Source organism: Paenibacillus sp. VT-400 (assembly GCF_001029205.1).
GTDB lineage: Bacteria > Bacillota > Bacilli > Paenibacillales > Paenibacillaceae > Paenibacillus > Paenibacillus amylolyticus.
Genome location: NZ_LELF01000067.1, coordinates 1,117,107 through 1,139,000, shown reverse-complemented (window position 1 = coordinate 1,139,000; position 21,894 = coordinate 1,117,107). Strand labels below are relative to the sequence as shown.

Below are 21,894 nucleotides of genomic sequence, written 5' to 3'. Positions count from 1 at the left end.
TTCATAGGTTGTCTGTTGCCACAACACTTTTTCTATCATAGCACTAATTTGTTAACGCGGTGTAAAACAATACACACTTTTTACATCTTGATACCAGACGCCTACATCTCTTCGTCTTGAATGAATGGAAGGATCACACGGAACGTTGTCCCCATGCCCAGTTCACTCTCTACAGACAATTTGCCATGATGCAATTCCACCAGATGTTTAACGATGGAAAGTCCAAGGCCTGTGCCCCCTGAATTACGGGATCTGCCTTTATCAACACGATAGAATCGTTCGAAGATTCGCGGCAAATCTTTTTTCGGTATGCCAATTCCTGTATCTGACACCGCAAAGACAACTTCATCATCATTATCCATCGTCACCTGTAACTTCACTCGTCCACCATCCGGGGTATAGTTGATACCATTGGATAACAGATTGATGAATATCTGCTTCATCTTGTCCTCATCTGCTTCAATGTACAGTTCCTCCGGAACATGCATTTCCAGACGAATCTGCTTTTTCTCCGCCACCTTGGACAAGGTGCCCAGCACCATTTCAAAGAAAGAGTGTACATGAACAGGGGAGCATTGCAGCGGCGCGCGTTTCGATTCAATTTTGGATAACTCCAGAATATCCCCGATTAATCGGTTCAGTCGATCTCCTTCATCATAGATGATTTTCAGGAATGACCGCTCTGTCTCCTTATCCTGTACCCCGCCACTGAGCAACGTTTCGGCAAACCCTTTTACCGCAGCGACTGGTGTCTTGAGCTCATGAGAGACATTTGCAACAAACTCACTGCGCATGGACTCCAATCGGCGAATCGCCGTCACGTCCTGCAACAGGAACAACATGCCTCGATATCCACCATCATCTTCGGACATCGGTACTCCATCAATACGGATCAGTTTTTCCTCCGGGTTGAACACACTTACTTCTTCATGCATCCGTTCTTTCAGTGCAACACTCTCTTCAATGGTACGTGTTAATTCGTAGTGTCTTTTCAATTCAGTATAAGGCTTACCCGTAACCTTTCCTGCCTGAATACCAAGCATACGCTCCGCTTCCCGATTGACCAGTGCAATGGATTGCCCTGCGTCGATCATGACAATACCTCCGGTCATGTTCGCGAGGACACTCTGTAACAACGCTTCATTGTCACGGATCGTCTTCAGCTGGGACTGCAAGCTGTCTGCCATTCCGTTTATGGCAAGCCCCAGCTGTCCGATCTCATCTCTACGCGTTACATCAACTCTGGCATCGTATTCCAGCTTGGTGATCCGATGGGCCACTTTTGTAATATGCTCAATCGGGGAGGTTAATCCACGTGCAACCCGATAACTGACAAACGCGACAATTAAGAACAATAACCCAAGTGCAGCAAACATAATCATCCAACCACGCTGAAGACCCTGATCAACCGCATGTAGACTCATGGAAAGGCGAATGTAGCCATCAAATTTGCCGCTAGGTATTTCAATCATGTCACTTTGATCCGAATTCACAGGTAGTGCTACATACAGCATGTCCTGTCCCAATGTCTCACTGTAACGTATGGATTGCCCGTATCCATCTCCGACGGCACCCTTAATCTCCTCACGGTTCAAGTGATTATCCATGGATGCCGGATCACTCTCGGAATCTCCAATGACCATGCCGTCTTTATTGATGAAGGTTACACGGGAATCCGTCAGACGATCCAGTTCCAGCGCCCGATCTGAATAATACTTTCGTGTGGCTTCCGAGGTTGGATCACTTGCATCATGGAATGGAAAAGTTGCTTTGAGCAAATTAATCTCGCGCACCATGGTTTGCTCCAATGCGGCTATATGCGTAGTCTTAAACACTCTGCCCATCGTATATCCAGCCACAATGACGGATACGCCGATCAGCACCATCATAATGATGGCAAGGCGAATTCGGAACGGTCTCATCTATCTCTTCCTTTATGATCAGATTAATATCTAATGAATTGCTCTACATTGAATCCAGTTCAATTCGGTCCCCACGGGTACCCGGATTGGAAATTACAAGAAACTCCACTTCTTCGTCGCTCCGATTCATCATCGCAATGCCCACCCCATATATAATGTGTTGCATTCTGTTTGCTCATTTTCATATGACTTGTCCCTCCGAGTATAATTGCTCGATCTATCATATCACAGATTAGGGGACTCCCAATCTTTTCAGTCAGTACTTTGCAATACGCTATCAACTGCAGTGAGACAAGGCTAATAATAAAATATCATAGTTGTATCAACAGAGATGCCGACTTTTGTAAACAGGTGCTATCCGCATCTTTGACATACATATTCACCTGATATAAAAAAGACGCACCGCTCAGCCATGCTGAAAGCGATACGCCTCTCTATATAATCAATCCTATCCTGAATCTAAACGTTCTTAACGTATTATCCGTTCACCACTTCGCCACCATTCACATGCATCACCTGTCCGCTTACATACGAAGAGTCATCCGAAGCAAGGTATACGTAAGCGGGAGCCAGTTCATCCGGTTGTCCTGGCCGCTTCATTGGCTGCGTTGCGCCGAACTCACTTACTTTTTTCTCATCAAATGTGGATGGAATGAGTGGTGTCCAGATCGGCCCTGGTGCAACGGCATTGACACGAATTCCCTTCTCAATCACATTCATCGATAACGAACGAGTGAACGAAGTGATTGCCCCTTTGGTAGATGAATAGTCAAGCAGGGTTGGGCTTCCGCGATAGGCTGTGATAGAGGTTGTATTAATAATCGTGCTGCCCTTCTTCAGATGTGGCAGGGCTGCTTGCGTCACATAGAACATGCCAAAAATATTGGTACGGAATGTACGCTCCAACTGTTCTGGCGTAATATCCTCCAGATTCTGCTGTGGATGCTGCTCTGCTGCGTTATTCACGACAATGTCCAGTTTGCCCAGTTCATCTACTGTCTGCTGAACCGACTTCTTCGCAAAGGCATCATCACCAATGTCACCTGCAATCAAGATGCACTTGCGTCCTTCTTGTTCGACCTGACGTTTCGTTTCCTTGGCATCTTCGTGCTCGCTCAGGTATACAATGGCGACATCCGCGCCTTCCTTGGCATAGGTAACAGCAACAGCACGTCCAATTCCGCTGTCACCCCCTGTAATAAGGGCCACCTTACCCGTCAGTTTACCTGCTGCCTTGTATTCGGGCTTCTCAAATTCCGGTCTGGGATGCATCTCCGATTCAATACCGGGGCGTTGATCCTGATGCTGTGCTGGCATTGTTTTTTGATTTTGTTGTGTGTTGGTTGACATCTAACATTCTCCTCTCAAAATGTGAACATGTTTGGATTACAGAAGACATGGACCCTAACTGTATACTTCCTTGTCTTTCGTTCTCTGAAAAAGTCTCATTCTGTAGGATGGCATGAACAGTTCAGATTATTCTTCTGCGATGAACAGCAACTTAAGCCTCGCGTCCTGTCTCTAATCGTTATTTACCACTCTCTTTAGATATCAAACAACCAATTTGCTTCAATGCCTGTTTGGCCAAAATTCGAAATTTATTCGAAATTAGACTGTTTCATGATGCAAAGTGTATTCCTATGCTGCTTGGGCTGATGTACAATGTACAGTATACTGATGTGCTTTAACTCTCATCTTTATTGGTTTAATCATTCTAACCTAACATGGAGACCTGACAATGGAATCGCATATTAATTCATATATAACACTCGTCGCTACTTCAGCCGTGCTGAATGTCTTTTTGTGTTTATATACCTATTTCAGAAGATCCGAGATTCCCAGTTCCAAAATATTCATTCTCTACACAGCAGCACTCTCCATATATACTTTTGGTTATGCGATTGAGCTAGCCAGCAACACGCTGGAACAGATGATGTTTTGGACCACCGTGGAGTATATAGGCATGCCCTTCTCCGCATCTCTTGGCCTCATGTTGATGATAAAGTACACAGGAAAAACGTTATCCAAAAAGGTAACTGCCGCGCTGTTTGTAATCCCTTCCATTACCCTAGGTATGGTTGCAACCAATGACTTTCATCATCTATTTTATAAAAAAGTATGGCTGAGAGAAGATAGTCCCGTTCCTCTGATGGATATCGCAGTGGGCCAATGGTATGTTGTACATGGTGCATTCACCTTTTCCTGTCTGTTATGTGCCTGCCTCATTCTGATCGGACAATGGAGACACACCAAGAAGATGTATCGTCGTCAATTACTTACTCTCATTACTTCACAGATTATTCCTATGGTCGCAGCTTTTCTGTATTTGCTTGGTTTGACCCCCGGCGGGATGGACCCCGTCCCCGTGCTCATGTGTATCACATCTGCCATGTATATCTGGGCCATTCTATCCTCACGTCTACTGACCATCGTACCCATCGCCAAAGACAGTATTTTCGAGAGCATGCGTGAAGGTGTAATTGTACTGGATAGTTTCAATCGACTGGTCGATTACAACAGATCTCTGCGTGACATGTTGCCAGAGCTTAATACAACCATGATTGGCCAACCCTTGGATGATATCTGGCTTAATCTTGCTGGAAAGACATTTCCCGTTGAATACGGAAGAGAAGGATTGCAAACTGATCTGTACTGGCAGTTAAATGGAGAGACCGTCTGTTATCAGGTCAGGACATCTTACGTATATAACAAGGATGCACAGACTGTGGGCAGTCTAATTATGTTAATTGATATAACGGAACAACGCTTCTTGCAAGAACAGCTGAAACAGTTGGCTTATTTTGATGGTCTGACCAAAATCTATAATCGCACTCAATTTTTGCATAGAGGTCGAGAGATTTTGAGTGAAGCTCAGCTTAACCCGCAACCTGTTTCATTCATTTTATTTGATATTGATTACTTTAAACGCATCAACGATACATACGGGCATGATGTTGGCGATCAGGCCATCATTCATGTGGTCTCTGTTTGTAATCGATATTTAAGCCCTGAGATGTTGTTTGCCCGATATGGAGGCGAAGAGTTTGTCATCGCTCTTCCGAATACCTCGCTTCAAGAAGCCGAGAAACTTGCCGAACAACTGAGAGTTGCCTTATTGAATGACCCCCTGGATGTTAAGGGAGTGCCTATTACGCTGACCTCAAGCTTTGGTATTGCCCAGTACAATGGAGGGTCAGATTCGCTGGAGTCCTTGTTACGCGACGCTGATACAGCCTTGTACGAATCCAAGCGTAATGGTCGAAATGCAGTGCGTGCGTACACTGTGAGTACAACCTAACCAATGTAGATCGCGTCTGATGGAATATGCATGCTGTTATGTATGGTAGTGATTCCCTCTAGTTCCAGTTCAAAATAAACCGAGTACTGCTGATTTCATCTTGGTAATAACAAAAAATAGACAGCCAATGAGGCTGTCTATTTTTTGTTTGTTTCAACGAAACACCATCTTACATCTCATCCGGCTTGTCCTAAGTACGTCTGCAAACGCTTAACCAACGACTAACAATACATCTTCGTAAGGTGGATTAACCGTCCGCAACGCATTTAGATCACCTGATTATTCACCATCAGGTACACCATGATTAGCAAGAATACAGCCAGAAGTGTACTGAACATACGGATCTTGCTTTGCTCAGGACCCACATCACGTTTGTTTTTCACACCTTCTGCAGCGAGTCGCAACGGTTTACCCATGATTCCTCCAATAGCCGCAATAGCCAAGAGCAGAACAACAACGACAGCCATCCAGACATGAGAATACTCACCTTTGGTCATCAGGTAACCACCAGTAAGAAGTTGGATTACAAGTCCATACTGCGCGACTTTGTTCAAAGAACGAAGTGATGCAAAGGCTCCCTCTTGTGCTGCGGCATTCAAAGTACGGATTTTACCGACCACAAATGGCAGAATCAAATAGAATCCCATCGCCAGTGCTCCAACAATATGGAGCAAATACATAATCATTGTCAAAATTTTCATCCTCCTCAACATTTTCGGTGTGCTATACATCACATCCCATTATACTGGGGAACTTATCCAAAGAAAAGAAAACCTCCGGGTTTACCGGAGGTTTTCTTTTAGCTTCTGTTCAAAAAGTTTTCAAACTTACAGGTTTACTACCGAAATGACGTTGCGAACCGAATCAGCCGATTTATCCAACCCTGCTTTTTCTTCCGCAGTCAGGTCAAGTTCGAATATTTTCTCAATGCCGTTCCCACCCAAAATGGTTGGTACACCGAGGAACAGATCATTATAGCCATATTCACCTTCAAGATAAGCGATCACTGGAATGATACGTTTCTTGTCCTTCAAAATCGCTTCGGTCATCTGAACAAGCGAAGCTGCTGGTGCATAATAGGCACTGCCGTTACCCAGCAAATTCACAATCTCGCCTCCGCCAACACGTGTGCGTTGAACAATGGACTCAATGCGGTCTGCCGGAATCAACGTATCGATCGGAATACCACCTACACTCGAATAACGAACGAGTGGCACCATGTCGTCTCCGTGGCCGCCAAGAACGAATCCACGAACATCTTCAACAGATACATTCAACTCTTGCGCAATGAAGGTACAATAACGTGCTGTATCCAGAACACCTGACTGACCGATAACACGGTTTTTAGGAAAACCAAGGGTCTGATAAGCTGCATAAGTCATCGCATCCACCGGGTTGCTTAGAATAATGACGATGGAATCAGGGCAATATTTTTTCACATTTTCACAAACGGACTTCACGATACCCGCATTCGTATTGACCAGATCGTCGCGGCTCATACCCGGTTTACGGGCGATACCAGCGGTGATGATTACAATCTCAGAACCTGCAGTATCTTCGTAGTTGGAAGTACCGACGATATGACTGTCAAATCCTTGAACAGGACTTGCTTCCATCATATCGAGTGCTTTCCCCTTCGTCGGGTTCTCCAGTTGAGGAATATCAACCAGCACAACATCCCCGAGTTCTTTTTGGGCAAGCATTAATGCGGTCGTAGCACCGGTAAAACCGGCGCCGACTACTGTGATTTTTTTGCGCTGAATAGTCAAGATTCACATCTCCCCTTACAGGTTTTTAATGATTTGATCCGCGAATTCAGAACATTTCACTTCAGTAGCGCCGTCCATCAGACGTGCAAAGTCATACGTTACTGTTTTATTGTTAATGGATGTTTCCATACCTTTGTAGATCAGGTTAGCTGCTTCTTGCCATCCCAAGTGCTCAAGCAACATTACTCCGGACAGAATAACGGAACCAGGGTTCACGACATCTTTGTCCGCGTATTTAGGTGCAGTACCGTGAGTTGCTTCGAAGATAGCATGTCCTGTTACGTAGTTGATGTTCGCTCCAGGAGCGATACCAATTCCGCCAACTTGCGCTGCAAGTGCATCGGACAGATAGTCACCGTTCAGGTTCAATGTTGCGATAACATCAAATTCGCCTGGACGAGTCAATACTTGTTGCAGAGCGATATCGGCAATCGCATCTTTTACGATGATTTTACCAGCATCTTCAGCAGCTTTTTGTGCTGCATTCGCTGCATCTGTACCTTCGTTTTCTTTGATGATGTCGTATTGTGCCCATGTGAATACTTTGTCAGCGAACTCTTCTTCAGCCACTTCATATCCCCAGTTTTTGAAGGCACCTTCTGTGAATTTCATGATATTACCTTTGTGTACCAGTGTAACCGTCTTACGGTTATGGTCAATTGCATACTGCACTGCTGCACGTACCAGACGTTTCGAACCTTCGGAAGAAACTGGTTTGATACCAATACCGGAAGTCTCAGGGAAACGGATTTTGTTAGCACCCATCTCCTGTTGAAGGAACTGGATCACTTTTTTCACTTCTTCAGAACCTTCAGCATACTCGATTCCTGCATAGATATCTTCCGTATTCTCACGGAAAATGACCATGTCTACCAACTCAGGACGTTTAACCGGAGAAGGTACACCGTCGAAATAACGAACAGGACGCAAGCATGTGTACAGGTCAAGCTCTTGACGCAGGGCTACGTTCAGGGAACGAATACCGCCACCGATTGGCGTAGTCAATGGTCCTTTGATCGCTACGATATACTCACGAATGGCTTCCAGTGTATCATTCGGCAACCACTCACCGTATGTATCGAATGCTTTTTGTCCAGCAAACACTTCATACCATGCGATTTTTTTGTTGCCATCATAAGCTTTTTCAACAGCTGCATCCAATACACGTTTGGAAGCTTTCCAGATATCACGGCCTGTACCGTCACCTTCGATAAATGGAATGATTGGATTACTAGGTACTTGAAGTGTACCGTTATCAATTTGGATTTTTTCGCCTTCAGTTGGGTGAGCAAATTTTTCTAATTTCATAGTTAAAATTCCTCCTAAGTTTCGTATATGCAGTATTCATCATACCACTAGTCTTGTTGAGAGAAGGGTCCTGAGAGCTTAAGCCAGTAAAGCCTCTGCTTTCCAACCCTTCACCTCGTCCATATTATTATACTGTTTTTGCGGCTATTAGCGAAGTTCAATAGAAACGTATTTCTGTTCTGTAGGACCAGTGTACTCCGCACGTGGACGAATGATGCGATTGTCCGCAAGCTGTTCCAAAATATGCGCTGTCCATCCAGACACCCGGCTGATGGCAAAGATCGGAGTGAACAATTCCTGTTCGATCTCCAGTTGGGTGTATACAGAAGCAGAATAGAAGTCTACGTTAGGCTTCAACCCTTTTTGTCCTGTTACCAGTTCCTCGATCTTCACAGACATATCATACAAGCGCGTATCATTGTTCATCTCGCCAAGTTCCTTGGACATCTTCTGTAGATGTTTGGCGCGTGGATCACCGTTTTTGTACACACGATGTCCAAAACCCATGATCTTTTCACGATTATTCAGTTTTTCCTGAATTGCCGCTTCAAGACGATCAGGCGTACCGATCTCATTCAACATTTTCATAACGGCTTCATTAGCACCGCCATGCAGTGGTCCCTTCAGTGCGCCAATGGCGGAAGTTACACCGGAATAGATATCTGACAGCGTAGCAACCGTTACACGGGCTGCAAATGTCGAAGCGTTTAACTCGTGATCCGCATGCAGGACAAGGGCTTGATCCAATGCTTTCACTGCGGTCTCGGATGGTTCTTCACCAGTCATCATATATAAAAAGTTCTCTGCGATGGAAGCGCCTTCTTTTGGTGCCACAGGTTCTTTGCCCTGACGGATACGGGCGATGGCTGCCACAATCGTTGGCAACTGTGCTTGCAACTTAACCGCTTTGTTCTCATTCGCTTCCGTTGTCATCTCATCCGCTTGCTCGTCGTACAGTGCAAGTGCAGAGACAGCGGAACGAAGTGCTGCCATGGTACTGACGTTTTTCGGATACAATTGGATTTGTGCAATCAACTCGCTCGGAATCGGCGCGTAATCGCTCAGGCTTTTACGAAGGGATTTCAGTTCATCCGTTGTTGGCAATTTACCAAACCACAACAAATAGGCAACTTCTTCAAAGCTGGCATGTTCAGCCAAATCGTCGATATCGTAACCACGGTATGTGAGCACACCGTCTACAATAGAACTGATCGAAGAGGTTGTCGCAACGATGCCTTCCAGACCTTTGGTAGCTGTCATATTACATCTCTCCTTTAATAAGCGAAATCAGGAACCATTCCAGAGTGTCATATAAGTGCCAAAATGCACCTATTCTCTTTTTGTAAACATTTTCATTTTAAAATTAACAAATATTTCAAACTACGGTTTTCCTATCTGTCAATCGGTATTTACTTATAACATCATACTGGATTTTGTCGTTTATGTGAACATGATGAGAGTTCATTCGCACATCAAACTTCTTTATCGGTCCGATAAAGCATTTTTGAAAGCCTTTACAAAAACAAGGTTGACATTTAATGTTTTTTAACCAATCCTGTCGTATGAGAACTTTCTATTGCTATATTCTGTAATACTAAGGCATACTCTAGGCAAAAGAAAGAATCCCCGTAGATCTTGTTCAAAAATCCGCTTTTGAACAAGATCTGGTAACATCCCGGCGTTTCAAAACCTTGTAAATGCTCTATATTAATTAAGATAGCCATCTATTTTTAATACTGCTTCATGGATCATACATAGGTCGGCTTAATTGAAATAAGGAGAGTTGATGCTTGGATAGAATAATAATGAAACGCCTGCTCCGTGGCTTATGGGTTATCATTGCGGCCGTTCTGATCGCCGTTGCCATATACTTGTTGTTCCCGCTTTTGTACCCTTTTGCGATTGCTTGGATTATCGCCTATGCCATGAATCCTTTAGTGAAACTGCTTCAGCATCGAGCACGATTCCCGCGCTGGCTGGCTGTGACTCTTTCATTGATCCTTTATTTTGGAGCCATTGCGGTGGTGCTGTCTGCGGCGATTACCCGCATGGTAAAAGAAGTCATTTCACTTACGACAAGCTTTGATCTTCATGTTGATGAGATCAAGGACACGTTTGTGCGCTGGACCCAGAATGACACCATTCAGAGTTTGACTGCGCAGATCAATGAATTTTACAAGGAAAATCCCAACTACCAGGAAACCATCAACAGCAATATTAGTAAAACAACTGAAACGGTGGGTACAGCCGTGACAGATCTGGTCACCGGATTCTTCAACATGATTCTGAGTCTGCTGACTTCCCTGCCGAACATGGGTGCGGTATTAATCGTTGTTCTGTTGTCTACATTCTTCATTAGCAAAAGCTGGACCAGGCACAACATCACCGTATCCGGATGGGTACCCTCTTCCATTCGCAAGCCGATATCCGACATCTGGACCGACCTTAAGAAGGCACTGTTCGGATACGCAAGAGCACAATTGATCATGATCTCGATTACAGCACTATTCGTCATGATTGGACTGCTTATATTGCAAGTCAATTCAGCCTTCACCATCGCTCTGATGATTGGTTTGGTCGATCTGCTTCCTTATCTGGGTGTTGGCCTTATCATGGTGCCTTGGGCAGCGTACCTCTTTATGAATGGGGATCTGTATCTGGGCATTGGGATTAGTATTATCTATTTGATCTTATTGATCGCCCGTCAGATTATTGAACCGAAGGTACTTGCAAGCAGTGTAGGGCTCGACCCACTCGCCACGCTGGTTGGCATGTTTGTGGGTTTGAAGTTGTTCGGTGTTCTGGGCTTGATTATTGGCCCTGTCAGTCTCGTGATTCTGGATGCGTTCAATCGGGCTAACGTATTACGCGACCTTAGAACGTATATCATCAACGGTCGTGTCCGATGAGGCATCATCTTATGAGCACCCAGGAAAATAGAAAAAGGCTTCGTTCAACAGAAATCATCTGCTGAGCGGAGCCTTTTCCATTTTGCATAACAACTGGTGTTTCATTTCGGACGACGATAAAACGTAATTTTGCCACTTTTCATTTTTTTCTCCAGCCACCCCAGGAAGAACAGACGGTACACCGGACGTGTTAATGGAAATACCAGTGTGAACCCGATCAGATCCGTTACAAAGCCTGGAATCAAAAGCAAGAAACCACCGACAAAAATAAAAAGACCATCGACCATTTTTCTTCCAGGTACCTTGCCACGCTCCATCTCGGATTTGGCGTCCACAAGTACCTTTCGCCCTTCAAACTGCAACATTGCTATACCAATCAAGGACGTGAGAATCATGAGAAGCAATGTCTTTCCGGCTCCGATCCAGTCACTCATCAGAACAAAACCAAATAATTCAATCACCGGAATGATTAAGAGTAAAGCCCACATCCATTTTCGCATTGACGTATTACCCCTTTCCCGAAAGCCACACCTTTTCAAGCGCGCTGTATAACTCAGAGGCTGCCTTATCCAGCCGAACTGGCTTCCAGTCCCCATTCACCCATACATGCTGTGTAGAACCTGTAACTAGCCGTTCACCGGGGAGTGATTCATCAGTTGACCATACCCGTTCTCCAATCGCCATATGCTCATCAGGTTCTTCAGACATGCGTCTTACGTCATACTCATAATTCAGTCGCAGACCACTAAATGCAGCAATACGGGTGAAAATGATAATCTCATCATCATATCGGGCAGGCTTGTGATACTTCACATCCAGTCCGGTTACGGGAAGCAGTAACCCCTGTTCCTCCATTTTACGATATGTATACCCCATTTGGCGAATCATCTCAGTTCGACCGATTTCAAACCAATTCAAATAGTTCGCGTGGTAGACCACGCCCATCTGGTCACTTTCTTGATAGCGTACACGAAGACGTGCCGCATACCAGTTACCATTGCTCTGTTCTCGCACGTTATCGGCCTCCTTCGTTCTATCATTCATACGTGTTACCTCGTTGTAAAGTGTCAATAAGATGGAAAAAAAGCAACGGGACAATAAAGCCCCATTGCTTCTTTCCTGTTGCTTCTCCATCCAAGACGCTATTAAGCGTTGTTTGGAATTTGGCTTACTTTAATCAGGTTGGTAGAACCGGAACGACCCAAAGGTACACCTGCTGTGATCACAACCAGGTCTCCTTCTTTAACAAGTCCGGATTTTACGCCGCCTTCAATTGCATTCTCGAACAAAGCATCCGTGGAATCAACCAGTCTTCCTTTGACAGGAGTTACACCCCAAGCCAGAGCCAAACGACGGGAAGTTCTGTCTTCCGTTGTCACAGCGATGATTGGAGATTCTGGACGATACTTGGAAATCATGCGTGCAGTATGTCCTGATTCAGTCGAAGTAATGATCGCTTTTGCGTTCAAATCTTGAGCTTGAAGAGCAACCGATTGGCTGATTGCTTCTGTAACTGTTGTTTGTTGAGCAACACGTTGTTTCAGGTACAACTCTTGGTATGGCAGAGCAGATTCTGCTTTTTCAGCAATACGGGACATGGTCAGAACAGATTCAACTGGGTATTTACCCGCAGCTGTCTCACCGGACAACATGATTGCGTCCGTACCGTCGAAGATCGCATTCGCCACGTCACTTGCTTCCGCACGTGTTGGACGCGGGTTACGCTGCATGGAATCCAGCATTTGTGTAGCTGTGATAACCGGTTTACCTGCAACGTTACATTTTTGGATCATGCGTTTTTGTACCAATGGTACTTCTTCCGCAGGAATCTCAACACCCAGGTCTCCACGAGCAACCATCAGGCCGTCAGACACTTCAAGGATTTCGTCGAGGTTATCGACACCTTGTTGGTTTTCGATTTTGGAGATGATTTGGATATGTCCAGCATTGTGTTTTTCAAGCAATTCACGAATCTCAAGTACGTCACTTGCTTTACGTACAAAAGAAGCCGCGATGAAATCGACACCTTGTTCGATACCAAATACGATATCGTTAGCGTCTTTTTCGGTGATACCCGGTAGAGAAATGGCAACGCCCGGAACGTTAACACCTTTTTTGCTTTTGATCGATCCGCCGTTAACGATACGGCATTTGATCTCGGTGCCTTGCACTTCCACCACAGTCAGTCCGATCAGACCGTCGTCGATCAGAATTGTAGATCCCGGTTCAACATCATTCGGAAGATCTGTATACGTAATGGAAAGACGTTCTTTGGTTCCCAGAATTTCTTCTGTTGTCAAAGTGATGTACTCGTCTTGAACCAATTCGATCGGTTCAACTTCGAGTTTACCTGTCCGAATTTCCGGTCCTTTGGTGTCCAGCAGGATCGCTACTGTTTTGTTCAATTCTTCGCATGCTTGGCGAATCGCAATGATCCGTCCGCCGTGCTCATCGAAATCACCGTGGGAGAAGTTCAGACGGGCCACATTCATACCGGCCATAATCAATTTTTTGGTGTTCTCCAGAGATTCACTGGATGGACCGATGGTACATACAATTTTCGTTTTACGCATTTTGGGTTTCCTCCGATTTTAAAGGTATTACTCTTTATCTATTTTTCTTTTTCCAACTATTAAATTTACTATACTTTTGCTCATTTGTATAGGAAATTCGTCACATTATTCAGCATTTCCCGACAAATTACTCGCAACATCGACTTTTACAAGCTCTTGAGGGGCTTCAATGGATGCTTGAGGTTCAAACGTGACCGATCCAATTTTACGGAATTTCTCATAACGATCCTGTTTCAGTTGATCCCCGCTCCAACCCTTCATATCGTCGAGATGACGGACCAACGCTTCACTGATGAAAGCAGCAGACGCTTCATAATCCCGATGAGCACCGCCGCGTGGCTCAGGGACAATCTCTTCAATGACTTCCATCTCCAGCAGGTCTTTGGCTGTTATTTTCATTGCTTCAGCCGCCTGATCTGCCTTGGATGCATCCTTCCAGAGAATCGAAGCAGCGCCGTTCGGAGAGATTGCAGAATAGATCGCATGTTCCAGCATCAACACACGATTACCCACAGCCATAGCGAGGGCACCGCCGCTTCCACCTTCGCCGATGACCACAACAATAACAGGAACCGATAGCTTCGCCATTTCCATCAGGTTGCGAGCAATCGCTTCCGATTGACCTCTCTCTTCTGCAGTATTACCCGGATACGCCCCTTTAGTATCAATAAACGTAATAATAGGACGGCCAAATTTGTTCGCTTGTTTCATCAGACGCAGTCCTTTTCGGAAACCTTCTGGATGAGCGCTACCGAAAAAGCGGGCGATATTATCCTTCGTGTCTTTCCCCCGCTGTTGTCCGATTACCGTTACTGTCTTTCCATTCAACTTGGCAAGTCCGCCAACAACCGCAAGATCGTCTCCGAACATGCGATCACCGTGCAGCTCAATGAAGTCTGTAAATATCAGCTGGATCAGATCCAGCGCCGTTGGGCGCTGCTGATGACGGGCCAGATGCATCTTCTGAGCTGCTGTTATGCCAGTGTAGATCTCTTCTTCAAGTCTATGGTAACGTTCTTCCAGGCGGGCAATCTCGTCCGTGAAGTCGATCCCTTTTTCCTGTCCAAACTGTACGAGTTCATCAATCTTTTTGCGCATCTCAACCAGAGGCGCTTCATATGGCAACTCACCCGCCATTTAGACCCCTCCTTTTTCACTATGCATATCCAGAAGCTTGCCAAGAGTGGCCCGAAGCTCTTTCCGGTGCACAACCATGTCCAACTGACCATGTTGCATATTAAATTCAGCCGTCTGGAAATCATCAGGTAACTTCTGACGGATCGTCTGTTCGATAACGATTCTGCCGGCAAAACCAAATACAGCGCCAGGTTCGGCAATGTTAATATCGCCCAAGCTCGCAAAACTTGCCGAGACTCCACCTGTCGTTGGGTCCGTAATGACCGAAATGTACAGCCCGCCCTGTTCATCTAAACGGGATAAAGCTGCGCTTGTTTTAGCCATTTGCATGAGGCTAAGAATACTCTCTTGCATCCGGGCACCACCTGATGTTGAGAAAATAATCAATGGTAACCGTTTCTCTGTGGCATGCTCAATGGCACGGGTAATTTTCTCCCCTACAACAGAACCCATGCTGCCTGTGAAGAAATCAAAGCTCATGACAGCAACAACTACAGGCAGGCCATCAATGGTTCCTTCCCCTGTAATTACCGCTTCCTTCAGGCCCGATTTCAGACGCTGTTGTTCCAATTTGTTGCTATATCCAGGAAAGCCAAGTGGATCAACCGATATCATATCAGCATCAAACTCAACAAATCCTTGATCATCAAGTACCATAGCAATGCGCTCCATAGCGTTAAGACGCATATGGTAACCGCAGGCAGGACATACTTTCAGATTTTTCTCCAATTCCTTGCTATATTGAATGGTGCCGCATTTGCTGCACTTGTTCATAAGCCCTTCAGGTATTTCACGTTTTGGGCGTTCTAGGACTTCCTGGCCTTCGCCGGGAAGTGCACGCTCGGAAGGTATGGTAGCGTACTTCCGTTTCTTCTGGAATATATCTTTGAACACAACTACACCTCTCCAGCCGTTGATTTGATGGCCGCAACCTGCAGAGCGCTGCTTGTGGCAGCTTCATCCGCGTGTTACGGTAAACCGCTTACGACCCACACGCTGCCATGGGCCTTGTCCAGCATTCACAACAAAAAAATCCGCCGGTACAGGGCAAGGATCACCGGCTTCTGTCAGCACGATTGATGTTACCTGCAAAAACCGAAAGATTGTTGCGCCGATGTTTGAATCTATCTTGGTAGGGTCTCCGGGAGCAACCAGGTCGGTCCTTGTCCTAACAAAAAAAGAAGGAAGGACAGCAGCATACAATACATGCAAGTCGATTCCTCTCTCCGCTTACGCGATTAGTCCCTTATGTACCGATGGTACTTCTTCATCTGCCAAGGCACGTTGATGTCGAACAAATCAGGAATGCAGAATGGAATTCAACACTTCCTGGACCTCTTCCAATTCCCCAGAAGGGACGCGAATCTCAAATTGCTGCTTGGATAAACTGATGGGACGGGTCTGTACCAGAAAACCTTCTTCCGAAAGCTTGGTCTTGATCTTGTCCGCAACCTTTGCTGTCGGTGCAATGTAAATCACCGTCCACATGCCTTGTCCGCCCCCTAAGCTAATGTTCAGAGCCCGTATATTGGACTAATGATAACATACCTCACTTTTTTTCTGCAAGAAAGGGTTCGGGACCTTTGGGGAGAATTTGGGATCATGAGGGACATTAGTCCCCCACGAATAACTCATATGGTTGACGAAATCTTCTTGTTCATACCTCTTCCATAAGCAGCCGCAAGCTTATCAGGGCAGCGTCAGCCGCCCTTGAAGACCTTCATATGAGCCATTAGATTGACCATAACACACAAGCATGGGAATACAGGGGGTTAAAGGTCTGAGGGGTATTTTTTGGCTTTAATATTTTTGTGTGCAATCCGGGCAGAAGCCGCAGCAGCCACCCCTGCGACCAGATCATCCAAAAAGACATGAATGGCTGTTGTGTGTTCGTTCAAATCATGAATTACACCTATTTTTTCTTTATCCAGGTAACCAAAGCTGGTTAAACCAATCATACCATACACATGAGTAATGCCGAGGGCCAGAGTCTCGTCCACTCCATACAGGGATTCATCCGCTTCCATAATAGCCTGTAACGGTTGGGGCAAGAGTTTTTTCTCCGCAAGTTCGTCGAGAGCAATACCCGTATAGAGCGTATATTGCACCTCTCGTTTCTGCAGAACGGATTTCACGCTGGTTACACAGTCGTCCAAGGTCAGTTCGGGGTGGTACCCTTTTTGCAGACGGTATACAATTGCTGCGATTGCATCAATCCGTACACCCCGCCGGGCCAGCATGGCTTCTACGATTTCATATGACATATCTCGACCTCCCGCATCAATCCCCCGAGGACCACGAGGTCCTTCGGTGTTCTCAAGTGTATGCAACAACCTGTTAAAATGTTCATAAAATGTGCGGATGGTTAAGACCAGTCGCAGCCTAAACCTGTTTCAGGATTGTACATTCCGCTCTGGTCTGTAGCTGGCCTATAACAAGTCTGCAATTTGTTTGTTTAAACCCTGTCGTCAGGGAACCGAGCTCGCACCAAAATAATCAAAAAAAACCTGTTCAGCATTGAGCCAAACAGGTTTCATACTATGGATAAGTGCTATCACTTACGGGACAGCCTCTTATTTAATTTTGACCGTGCCTTCACCCAGCATTTTCTCCATCTCGGAGAACAAGGTTGGTGATGGCTTAATCCGGTAGGCATCACTCAGCGCAAGCAGCTTCTGCTGTTGCTCATAGAAGAGCACTGTCGCCACAGGTCCGGGATGCTCCTGAAGCAACTGCTTCAGACGTGCCAGAAGCTCAGGCTTCTCCGCATGCGGGGCAATCTTCACGAACACCCGCTGCTCCACAGCCCGCGGTTCACGGCTCTGCTCCGGGCTGCCTGCCGCCTCAGCGGCACCGCCAGGCCGGGAAGCCGCCGCCGTGGCTACGCCCATACCCGCCGCATCGCTGCGCGTCGTTGCCGAGCCTTGGCTCCCGTTGCTACGCACAGCGGAAGCATCCCCGCCTGCGCTGCTGCGCTGCGCTTCGGCTCCTGCACCCGCTGGTCGCCGCGGCGAAGCCGCCTGCGCCGGGCGCGAAGAGCTGCCGCTGCCGGGCTTGACGCGCCGGTCACGGCTGCGCAGCTGCTGCTCCAGTGCCGCCGGTGACAACGGCACCACTTCCTCAGCCAGCAGCTTAAACCCTTCGTCCTGCTGCTGCACTTTGGCACGCACGACGAGCAGTTCACCTTTCCCGACATGTTGCTGGCTACGCCGCCATACCTCGGGAAAGAGAACCACTTCACAGCGTTCAATCTGGTCTTCCAGCTCCATGAACGCCATAGCCTTGCCCTGTTTCGTCGTAATCGACTTCACAGACACAACCATACCCGCGGCGACGGTCATCGTGTCATCTGCCGCCTCGGTCAGCTCCATGATCCGGTCAGCCCCACTCGATTCCAGCACATCTTCATAGTCATCCAGCGGATGCCCGGAAAGATACAAACCTAACAACTCTCGCTCTAGCTCCAGTTGCTGCCCTGAGGAATAAGGAGGAATTTCCGGATATTCAATCTCCCAGTTTGGCGTCTCAACAAAGTCGAACAATTGAATCTGCAGATCCTCACGTTCCTTGCGCCATTTCAACGCTGCTTCAACAGTCTCATCCAGCATCGCCAGCAATTGGGCCCGGTGCCCAGGTAATGTGTCAAAAGCTCCGGCCTGGATCAGCGATTCAATCACACGTTTGTTGCATACACGCAAATCCACACGACGACAAAAATCGAGCAAACTGTCGAACGGTCTCTCCTGCCTTACGATCATAATGCTTTCCATTGCCTGGGTACCGACATTTTTCACAGCGGCCAGACCAAATCGTATTGCACCCGTTAATTTTTCCTCATCCGAATTATCATTAGACACTGCAACGTTCTTCTCCACAGAGGACAGCTCCTCTTGTTCCGCGCGCGAAGAAGACGCCTCTTGTCCTTCGTCATTACCATTATCCATTGAAGAAACCGTCACCAATCCCGGTTCCTTCCGGTTGTCGGATGCCTCAGGCATGGTTGTCGTTGCCAGCCATTCATATCCACCACCGTCCTCTTCCGGTCCAGGACCGGGATCATCCGGTAGAGGTGCTTCACCATATTCGGTTTGTCCCGAATGCCCATCATGCTCATGAACGCGATCTTCCCTGAAGGAACTCACGTTACCATTCGTGGCATGTTCTTCGGCAGGGCTTCCAGCGTCATTCTCTGCATCTGCTCCCGCAGTCTGCTGCGATGCATTGCTCTGATCCCCGGCTCCTGCGCTGCCGGACGGCACAAATACAGGTGTAAACAGAATACCGCTCTCATTCACATCCGGCGGAAGCACCTCCATGTCCATACGCCGACATTCCACTACGTACTCTGCCACTTTCCGATGACTGCCCATTACGGCTGTTAACATGGATGCCATAAAATGAACCGGATAATGCGCCTTCAGATAAGCCGTCTGGAACGCAAGCACACCATATGCCGCGGCATGAGCACGCGGGAAGCCATAGTTGGCAAACTTGACGATCATATCATAGACCAGGTCTGCCTCTTCTTCGCTATACCCTTGTTTCAGGCTGCCTTGTACAAAGTGTCCACGCTCCAGATCCAGCACTTCCCGTTTCTTCTTGGAGACCGCTCTGCGGAGCAAATCTGCCTCACCCAGCGAGAAACCCGCCATCCGGGAGGCTATCTGCATGATCTGTTCCTGATACACGATGATCCCGTACGTATCTTTCAGGATAGGCTCCAGATCCACATGGGGGTAATCCACTTCAATCTGTCCATGCTTGCCCTGAATGTATTTGGATATGAACTCCATCGGACCCGGACGGTACAAGGCAAGTACAGAGATTACATCTTCAAAACTACTTGGCTTCATCTCTTTCAGCACACGGCGTACCCCGGCAGATTCCAATTGGAATATGCCCATCGTGTCCCCTCGCCCAAGCATCTCGTACGTTAACGGATCATCATCGGGGATAAGGCGGAAATCCGGAATTTCTCCATGTTCCCCAATCCAGCGTACACACCGCTCAATGATTGAGAGGGTACGCAAACCAAGAAAGTCCATCTTAAGCAGCCCAATAGACTCCAGGTTTTCCATGGAATACTGGGTTAACGCTGTCCCTTCACTGCCCTCCTGAAGTGGCACCGCATCGGTCAGCGGGTCACGGGAGATAACCACTCCCGCAGCATGGGTCGAAGCATGACGTGGCATGCCCTCGACCTTCATCGCCATATCCAACAGCTCACGTGTCTTAGGCTTGGTTTCATACAGCGCCTTCAGCTCAGGTGTAGCTTCCATAGCCCGCTCGATGTTAATACCAAGTTGCGCCGGAATCAGCTTTGCAGCCTTGTCCACTTCGCCATAAGGCACATTCAGGGCCCGCCCAACATCACGTACGGCGGCACGGGCAGCCATCGTTCCAAACGTAATGATCTGGGCGACATGGGCTTTGCCATATTTATGCGCGACATAATCAATGACCTCATCCCGCCGCTCATCGCTGAAGTCAATATCAATATCCGGCATGGAGATCCGCTCGGGATTCAGGAATCGTTCGAAGAGCAGGTTGTATTTCATCGGATCAACATCGGTAATATGCAAAGTGTACGCTACCAGACTACCTGCCGAGGAGCCCCGGCCTGGTCCAGTAACAATGCCTTGTTTATGCGCATAGGCGATAAAATCCCAAACAATCAGGAAATAATCCGAGAATCCCATGCTGTCGATTATACCCAGCTCATACGCCAATCGTTGTTCGAGTTCGGATCGAAGCTCTGCATCTGTCCAACGTGTGGACTGCGCATAACGCTCCTCCATTCCTTCTTCGCACAGCTGACGCAGATACACCGAAGGGCTGAGTCCATCAGGAAGCGGTCTGTATTCCGGCAAAATCGATTTGCCAAATTCCAGCTTCAACTCACAGGAATCCGCAATGCGGACGGTGTTTGCCAGAGCTTCCGGTACATGAGGAAACAAACGAGCCATCTCTTCTTCACTTTTCAAATAGAGCTGATTGGTTGCAATTCGGAGCCGATTCTCATCATCCACGGTCTTGCCCGTTCCGATACAGATCAATACATCCTGAAGCTCCGCGTCCTCTTCGGACAGATAATGTGCATCATTGGTGGCTACAAGCGGAATCTCCAGCTCGGCAGCCAGTTTGATCAACTGCGGATTCACCCTTTTTTGCTCCGACAGCCCGTGATCCTGAAGTTCCAGATAGAAGTCGTCACCAAAGATATTTTTGTAGCGTAACGCCGCACGTCTCGCCTCTTCTTCTCGTCCATGCAGTAAATGTTGTGGTACTTCACCACCAAGACACGCACTTAGACAGATAATGCCCTCGTGATGGGCAGCCAGACTTTCCATATCTACACGGGGTTTGTAATGAAAACCTTCGAGATGTCCAATCGAGCACAATTTCATCAGATTTCGGTAACCCGTCATATTTTTGGCCAGCAAAATCAAATGATGAATCGGTTGATCCTTGCGGCTTCCCCGCTCTTTGCGGGACCCTGCTGTCATGTATGCCTCGCAACCTATAATCGGCTTGATACCTCGCTCCATACATGCTTTATAAAAAGGAATTGCACCATACATCACGCCATGGTCGGTCAGCGCAAGTGTCGTCATTCCGAGATCTGCAGCCTTATTCACGAGATCCGGAATACGCGCAGCGCCGTCCAGCAAACTGTATTCGCTGTGAACGTGCAAATGCACAAAAGAACTCATGTTTTTTTCTTCCTTTCGCCGCAGATAGTCGCAGCATTGATCTTCTGATCCGTCTGCTACCCTATCTATCTCATATATATGAATTAAATAAATAAAAAAATGGAATCTCCTATTAAAATTCGTGACAACCTCTTAAAAGGAGACTTTATTATTCTATTTTATCATAACGTCTGGGGGCACGCCCATACAATAGAAGTACAAGCCGCTCCCCCTGTGACAGACCGAAGACAGGAGGTGTGCTGCTAGGTCTGAAAGGGGTGTTGCC

At 47.0% G+C, this 21,894-nt stretch carries 18 protein-coding genes; 2 read left to right on the top strand and 16 right to left on the bottom strand.

What is annotated here, in order from left to right:
- Window positions 1-101 precede the first annotated feature (101 nt).
- From pnpS to EL84_RS15895, 3 genes are all read right to left on the bottom strand, one after another.
- On the bottom strand, window positions 102-1,922 hold the full coding sequence (gene pnpS, locus EL84_RS15900) for a two-component system histidine kinase PnpS (RefSeq protein WP_047842323.1): 1,821 nt from the start codon (window positions 1,920-1,922) through the stop codon (window positions 102-104).
- Between the two features lie 43 nt (window positions 1,923-1,965).
- Entirely contained in the window at window positions 1,966-2,088 is a 123-nt protein-coding gene (locus EL84_RS32740) for a hypothetical protein (protein WP_268794687.1), read from the bottom strand.
- A 311-nt stretch (window positions 2,089-2,399) separates the two neighbouring features.
- Window positions 2,400-3,272 (bottom strand): SDR family oxidoreductase, encoded by an 873-nt coding sequence (locus tag EL84_RS15895; protein WP_047842322.1) that lies wholly within the window; start codon window positions 3,270-3,272, stop codon window positions 2,400-2,402.
- 388 nt (window positions 3,273-3,660) lie between these two features.
- Here EL84_RS15895 and EL84_RS15890 point away from each other — a divergent pair, with 388 nt between their 5' ends.
- Complete coding sequence (locus tag EL84_RS15890) at window positions 3,661-5,220, top strand: histidine kinase N-terminal 7TM domain-containing protein (protein WP_047842321.1); 1,560 nt, start codon at window positions 3,661-3,663, stop codon at window positions 5,218-5,220.
- A gap of 266 nt (window positions 5,221-5,486) precedes the next feature.
- Here EL84_RS15890 and EL84_RS15885 read toward each other — a convergent pair whose 3' ends face one another.
- The 4 genes from EL84_RS15885 to citZ form a co-directional block, all read right to left on the bottom strand.
- Complete coding sequence (locus EL84_RS15885; protein WP_017689485.1) at window positions 5,487-5,912, bottom strand: hypothetical protein; 426 nt, start codon at window positions 5,910-5,912, stop codon at window positions 5,487-5,489.
- A 135-nt stretch (window positions 5,913-6,047) separates the two neighbouring features.
- Window positions 6,048-6,989 carry a malate dehydrogenase gene (mdh, locus tag EL84_RS15880; protein WP_036609827.1) on the bottom strand — a complete coding sequence of 314 codons (942 nt, stop codon included), beginning with the start codon at window positions 6,987-6,989 and terminating at the stop codon, window positions 6,048-6,050.
- Window positions 6,990-7,004: 15 nt separating this feature from the next.
- Window positions 7,005-8,297, bottom strand: a complete 1,293-nt coding sequence (gene icd, locus EL84_RS15875) for an NADP-dependent isocitrate dehydrogenase (protein WP_036609828.1) — start codon at window positions 8,295-8,297, stop codon at window positions 7,005-7,007.
- Window positions 8,298-8,444: 147 nt separating this feature from the next.
- Window positions 8,445-9,557, bottom strand: a complete 1,113-nt coding sequence (citZ, locus tag EL84_RS15870) for a citrate synthase (protein ID WP_017689488.1) — start codon at window positions 9,555-9,557, stop codon at window positions 8,445-8,447.
- A 530-nt stretch (window positions 9,558-10,087) separates the two neighbouring features.
- Here citZ and ytvI point away from each other — a divergent pair.
- Window positions 10,088-11,206: a sporulation integral membrane protein YtvI gene (gene ytvI, locus EL84_RS15865; RefSeq protein ID WP_036609832.1), complete on the top strand. Its 1,119-nt coding sequence runs from the start codon at window positions 10,088-10,090 to the stop codon at window positions 11,204-11,206.
- 101 nt (window positions 11,207-11,307) lie between these two features.
- Here ytvI and EL84_RS15860 read toward each other — a convergent pair whose 3' ends face one another.
- The 9 genes from EL84_RS15860 to EL84_RS32540 all read right to left on the bottom strand — a co-directional run bounded on the left by EL84_RS15860 (window position 11,308) and on the right by EL84_RS32540 (window position 21,629).
- Entirely contained in the window at window positions 11,308-11,706 is a 399-nt protein-coding gene (locus tag EL84_RS15860; protein ID WP_036669966.1) for an FxsA family protein, read from the bottom strand.
- 7 nt (window positions 11,707-11,713) lie between these two features.
- A complete protein-coding gene (locus EL84_RS15855; RefSeq protein WP_047842320.1) occupies window positions 11,714-12,250 on the bottom strand; it encodes an acyl-CoA thioesterase in 537 nt (178 codons plus the stop codon).
- A gap of 101 nt (window positions 12,251-12,351) precedes the next feature.
- Window positions 12,352-13,779 carry a pyruvate kinase gene (pyk, locus tag EL84_RS15850; RefSeq protein ID WP_017689492.1) on the bottom strand — a complete coding sequence of 476 codons (1,428 nt, stop codon included), beginning with the start codon at window positions 13,777-13,779 and terminating at the stop codon, window positions 12,352-12,354.
- A 105-nt stretch (window positions 13,780-13,884) separates the two neighbouring features.
- Window positions 13,885-14,916, bottom strand: a complete 1,032-nt coding sequence (locus tag EL84_RS15845; RefSeq protein WP_036609840.1) for an acetyl-CoA carboxylase carboxyltransferase subunit alpha — start codon at window positions 14,914-14,916, stop codon at window positions 13,885-13,887.
- Window positions 14,917-15,810 (bottom strand): acetyl-CoA carboxylase, carboxyltransferase subunit beta, encoded by an 894-nt coding sequence (accD, locus tag EL84_RS15840; RefSeq protein ID WP_036609844.1) that lies wholly within the window; start codon window positions 15,808-15,810, stop codon window positions 14,917-14,919.
- Window positions 15,811-15,873: 63 nt separating this feature from the next.
- A complete protein-coding gene (locus EL84_RS32035) occupies window positions 15,874-16,128 on the bottom strand; it encodes a hypothetical protein (RefSeq protein ID WP_036609848.1) in 255 nt (84 codons plus the stop codon).
- Between the two features lie 87 nt (window positions 16,129-16,215).
- Window positions 16,216-16,404: a hypothetical protein gene (locus tag EL84_RS15830; RefSeq protein WP_017689496.1), complete on the bottom strand. Its 189-nt coding sequence runs from the start codon at window positions 16,402-16,404 to the stop codon at window positions 16,216-16,218.
- A 284-nt stretch (window positions 16,405-16,688) separates the two neighbouring features.
- Window positions 16,689-17,180 (bottom strand): phosphatidylglycerophosphatase A, encoded by a 492-nt coding sequence (locus EL84_RS15825; RefSeq protein ID WP_036609851.1) that lies wholly within the window; start codon window positions 17,178-17,180, stop codon window positions 16,689-16,691.
- Window positions 17,181-17,489: 309 nt separating this feature from the next.
- Window positions 17,490-21,629: a DNA polymerase III subunit alpha gene (locus tag EL84_RS32540; protein ID WP_047842319.1), complete on the bottom strand. Its 4,140-nt coding sequence runs from the start codon at window positions 21,627-21,629 to the stop codon at window positions 17,490-17,492.
- Window positions 21,630-21,894 lie beyond the last annotated feature (265 nt).

What these genes read in the sequence shown, in the direction of transcription:
- pnpS (WP_047842323.1), bottom strand. Translation starts at nt 1,922, where the DNA reads ATGAGACCGTTCCGAATTCGCCTTGCCATCATTATGATGGTGCTGATC.
- EL84_RS32740 (WP_268794687.1), bottom strand. Translation starts at nt 2,088, where the DNA reads ATGCAACACATTATATATGGGGTGGGCATTGCGATGATGAATCGGAGC.
- EL84_RS15895 (WP_047842322.1), bottom strand. Translation starts at nt 3,272, where the DNA reads ATGTCAACCAACACACAACAAAATCAAAAAACAATGCCAGCACAGCAT.
- EL84_RS15890 (WP_047842321.1), top strand. Translation starts at nt 3,661, where the DNA reads ATGGAATCGCATATTAATTCATATATAACACTCGTCGCTACTTCAGCC.
- icd (WP_036609828.1), bottom strand. Translation starts at nt 8,297, where the DNA reads ATGAAATTAGAAAAATTTGCTCACCCAACTGAAGGCGAAAAAATCCAA.
- citZ (WP_017689488.1), bottom strand. Translation starts at nt 9,557, where the DNA reads ATGACAGCTACCAAAGGTCTGGAAGGCATCGTTGCGACAACCTCTTCG.
- EL84_RS15860 (WP_036669966.1), bottom strand. Translation starts at nt 11,706, where the DNA reads ATGCGAAAATGGATGTGGGCTTTACTCTTAATCATTCCGGTGATTGAA.
- EL84_RS15855 (WP_047842320.1), bottom strand. Translation starts at nt 12,250, where the DNA reads ATGAATGATAGAACGAAGGAGGCCGATAACGTGCGAGAACAGAGCAAT.
- pyk (WP_017689492.1), bottom strand. Translation starts at nt 13,779, where the DNA reads ATGCGTAAAACGAAAATTGTATGTACCATCGGTCCATCCAGTGAATCT.
- EL84_RS15845 (WP_036609840.1), bottom strand. Translation starts at nt 14,916, where the DNA reads ATGGCGGGTGAGTTGCCATATGAAGCGCCTCTGGTTGAGATGCGCAAA.
- EL84_RS15830 (WP_017689496.1), bottom strand. Translation starts at nt 16,404, where the DNA reads ATGTGGACGGTGATTTACATTGCACCGACAGCAAAGGTTGCGGACAAG.
- EL84_RS15825 (WP_036609851.1), bottom strand. Translation starts at nt 17,180, where the DNA reads ATGTCATATGAAATCGTAGAAGCCATGCTGGCCCGGCGGGGTGTACGG.
- EL84_RS32540 (WP_047842319.1), bottom strand. Translation starts at nt 21,629, where the DNA reads ATGAGTTCTTTTGTGCATTTGCACGTTCACAGCGAATACAGTTTGCTG.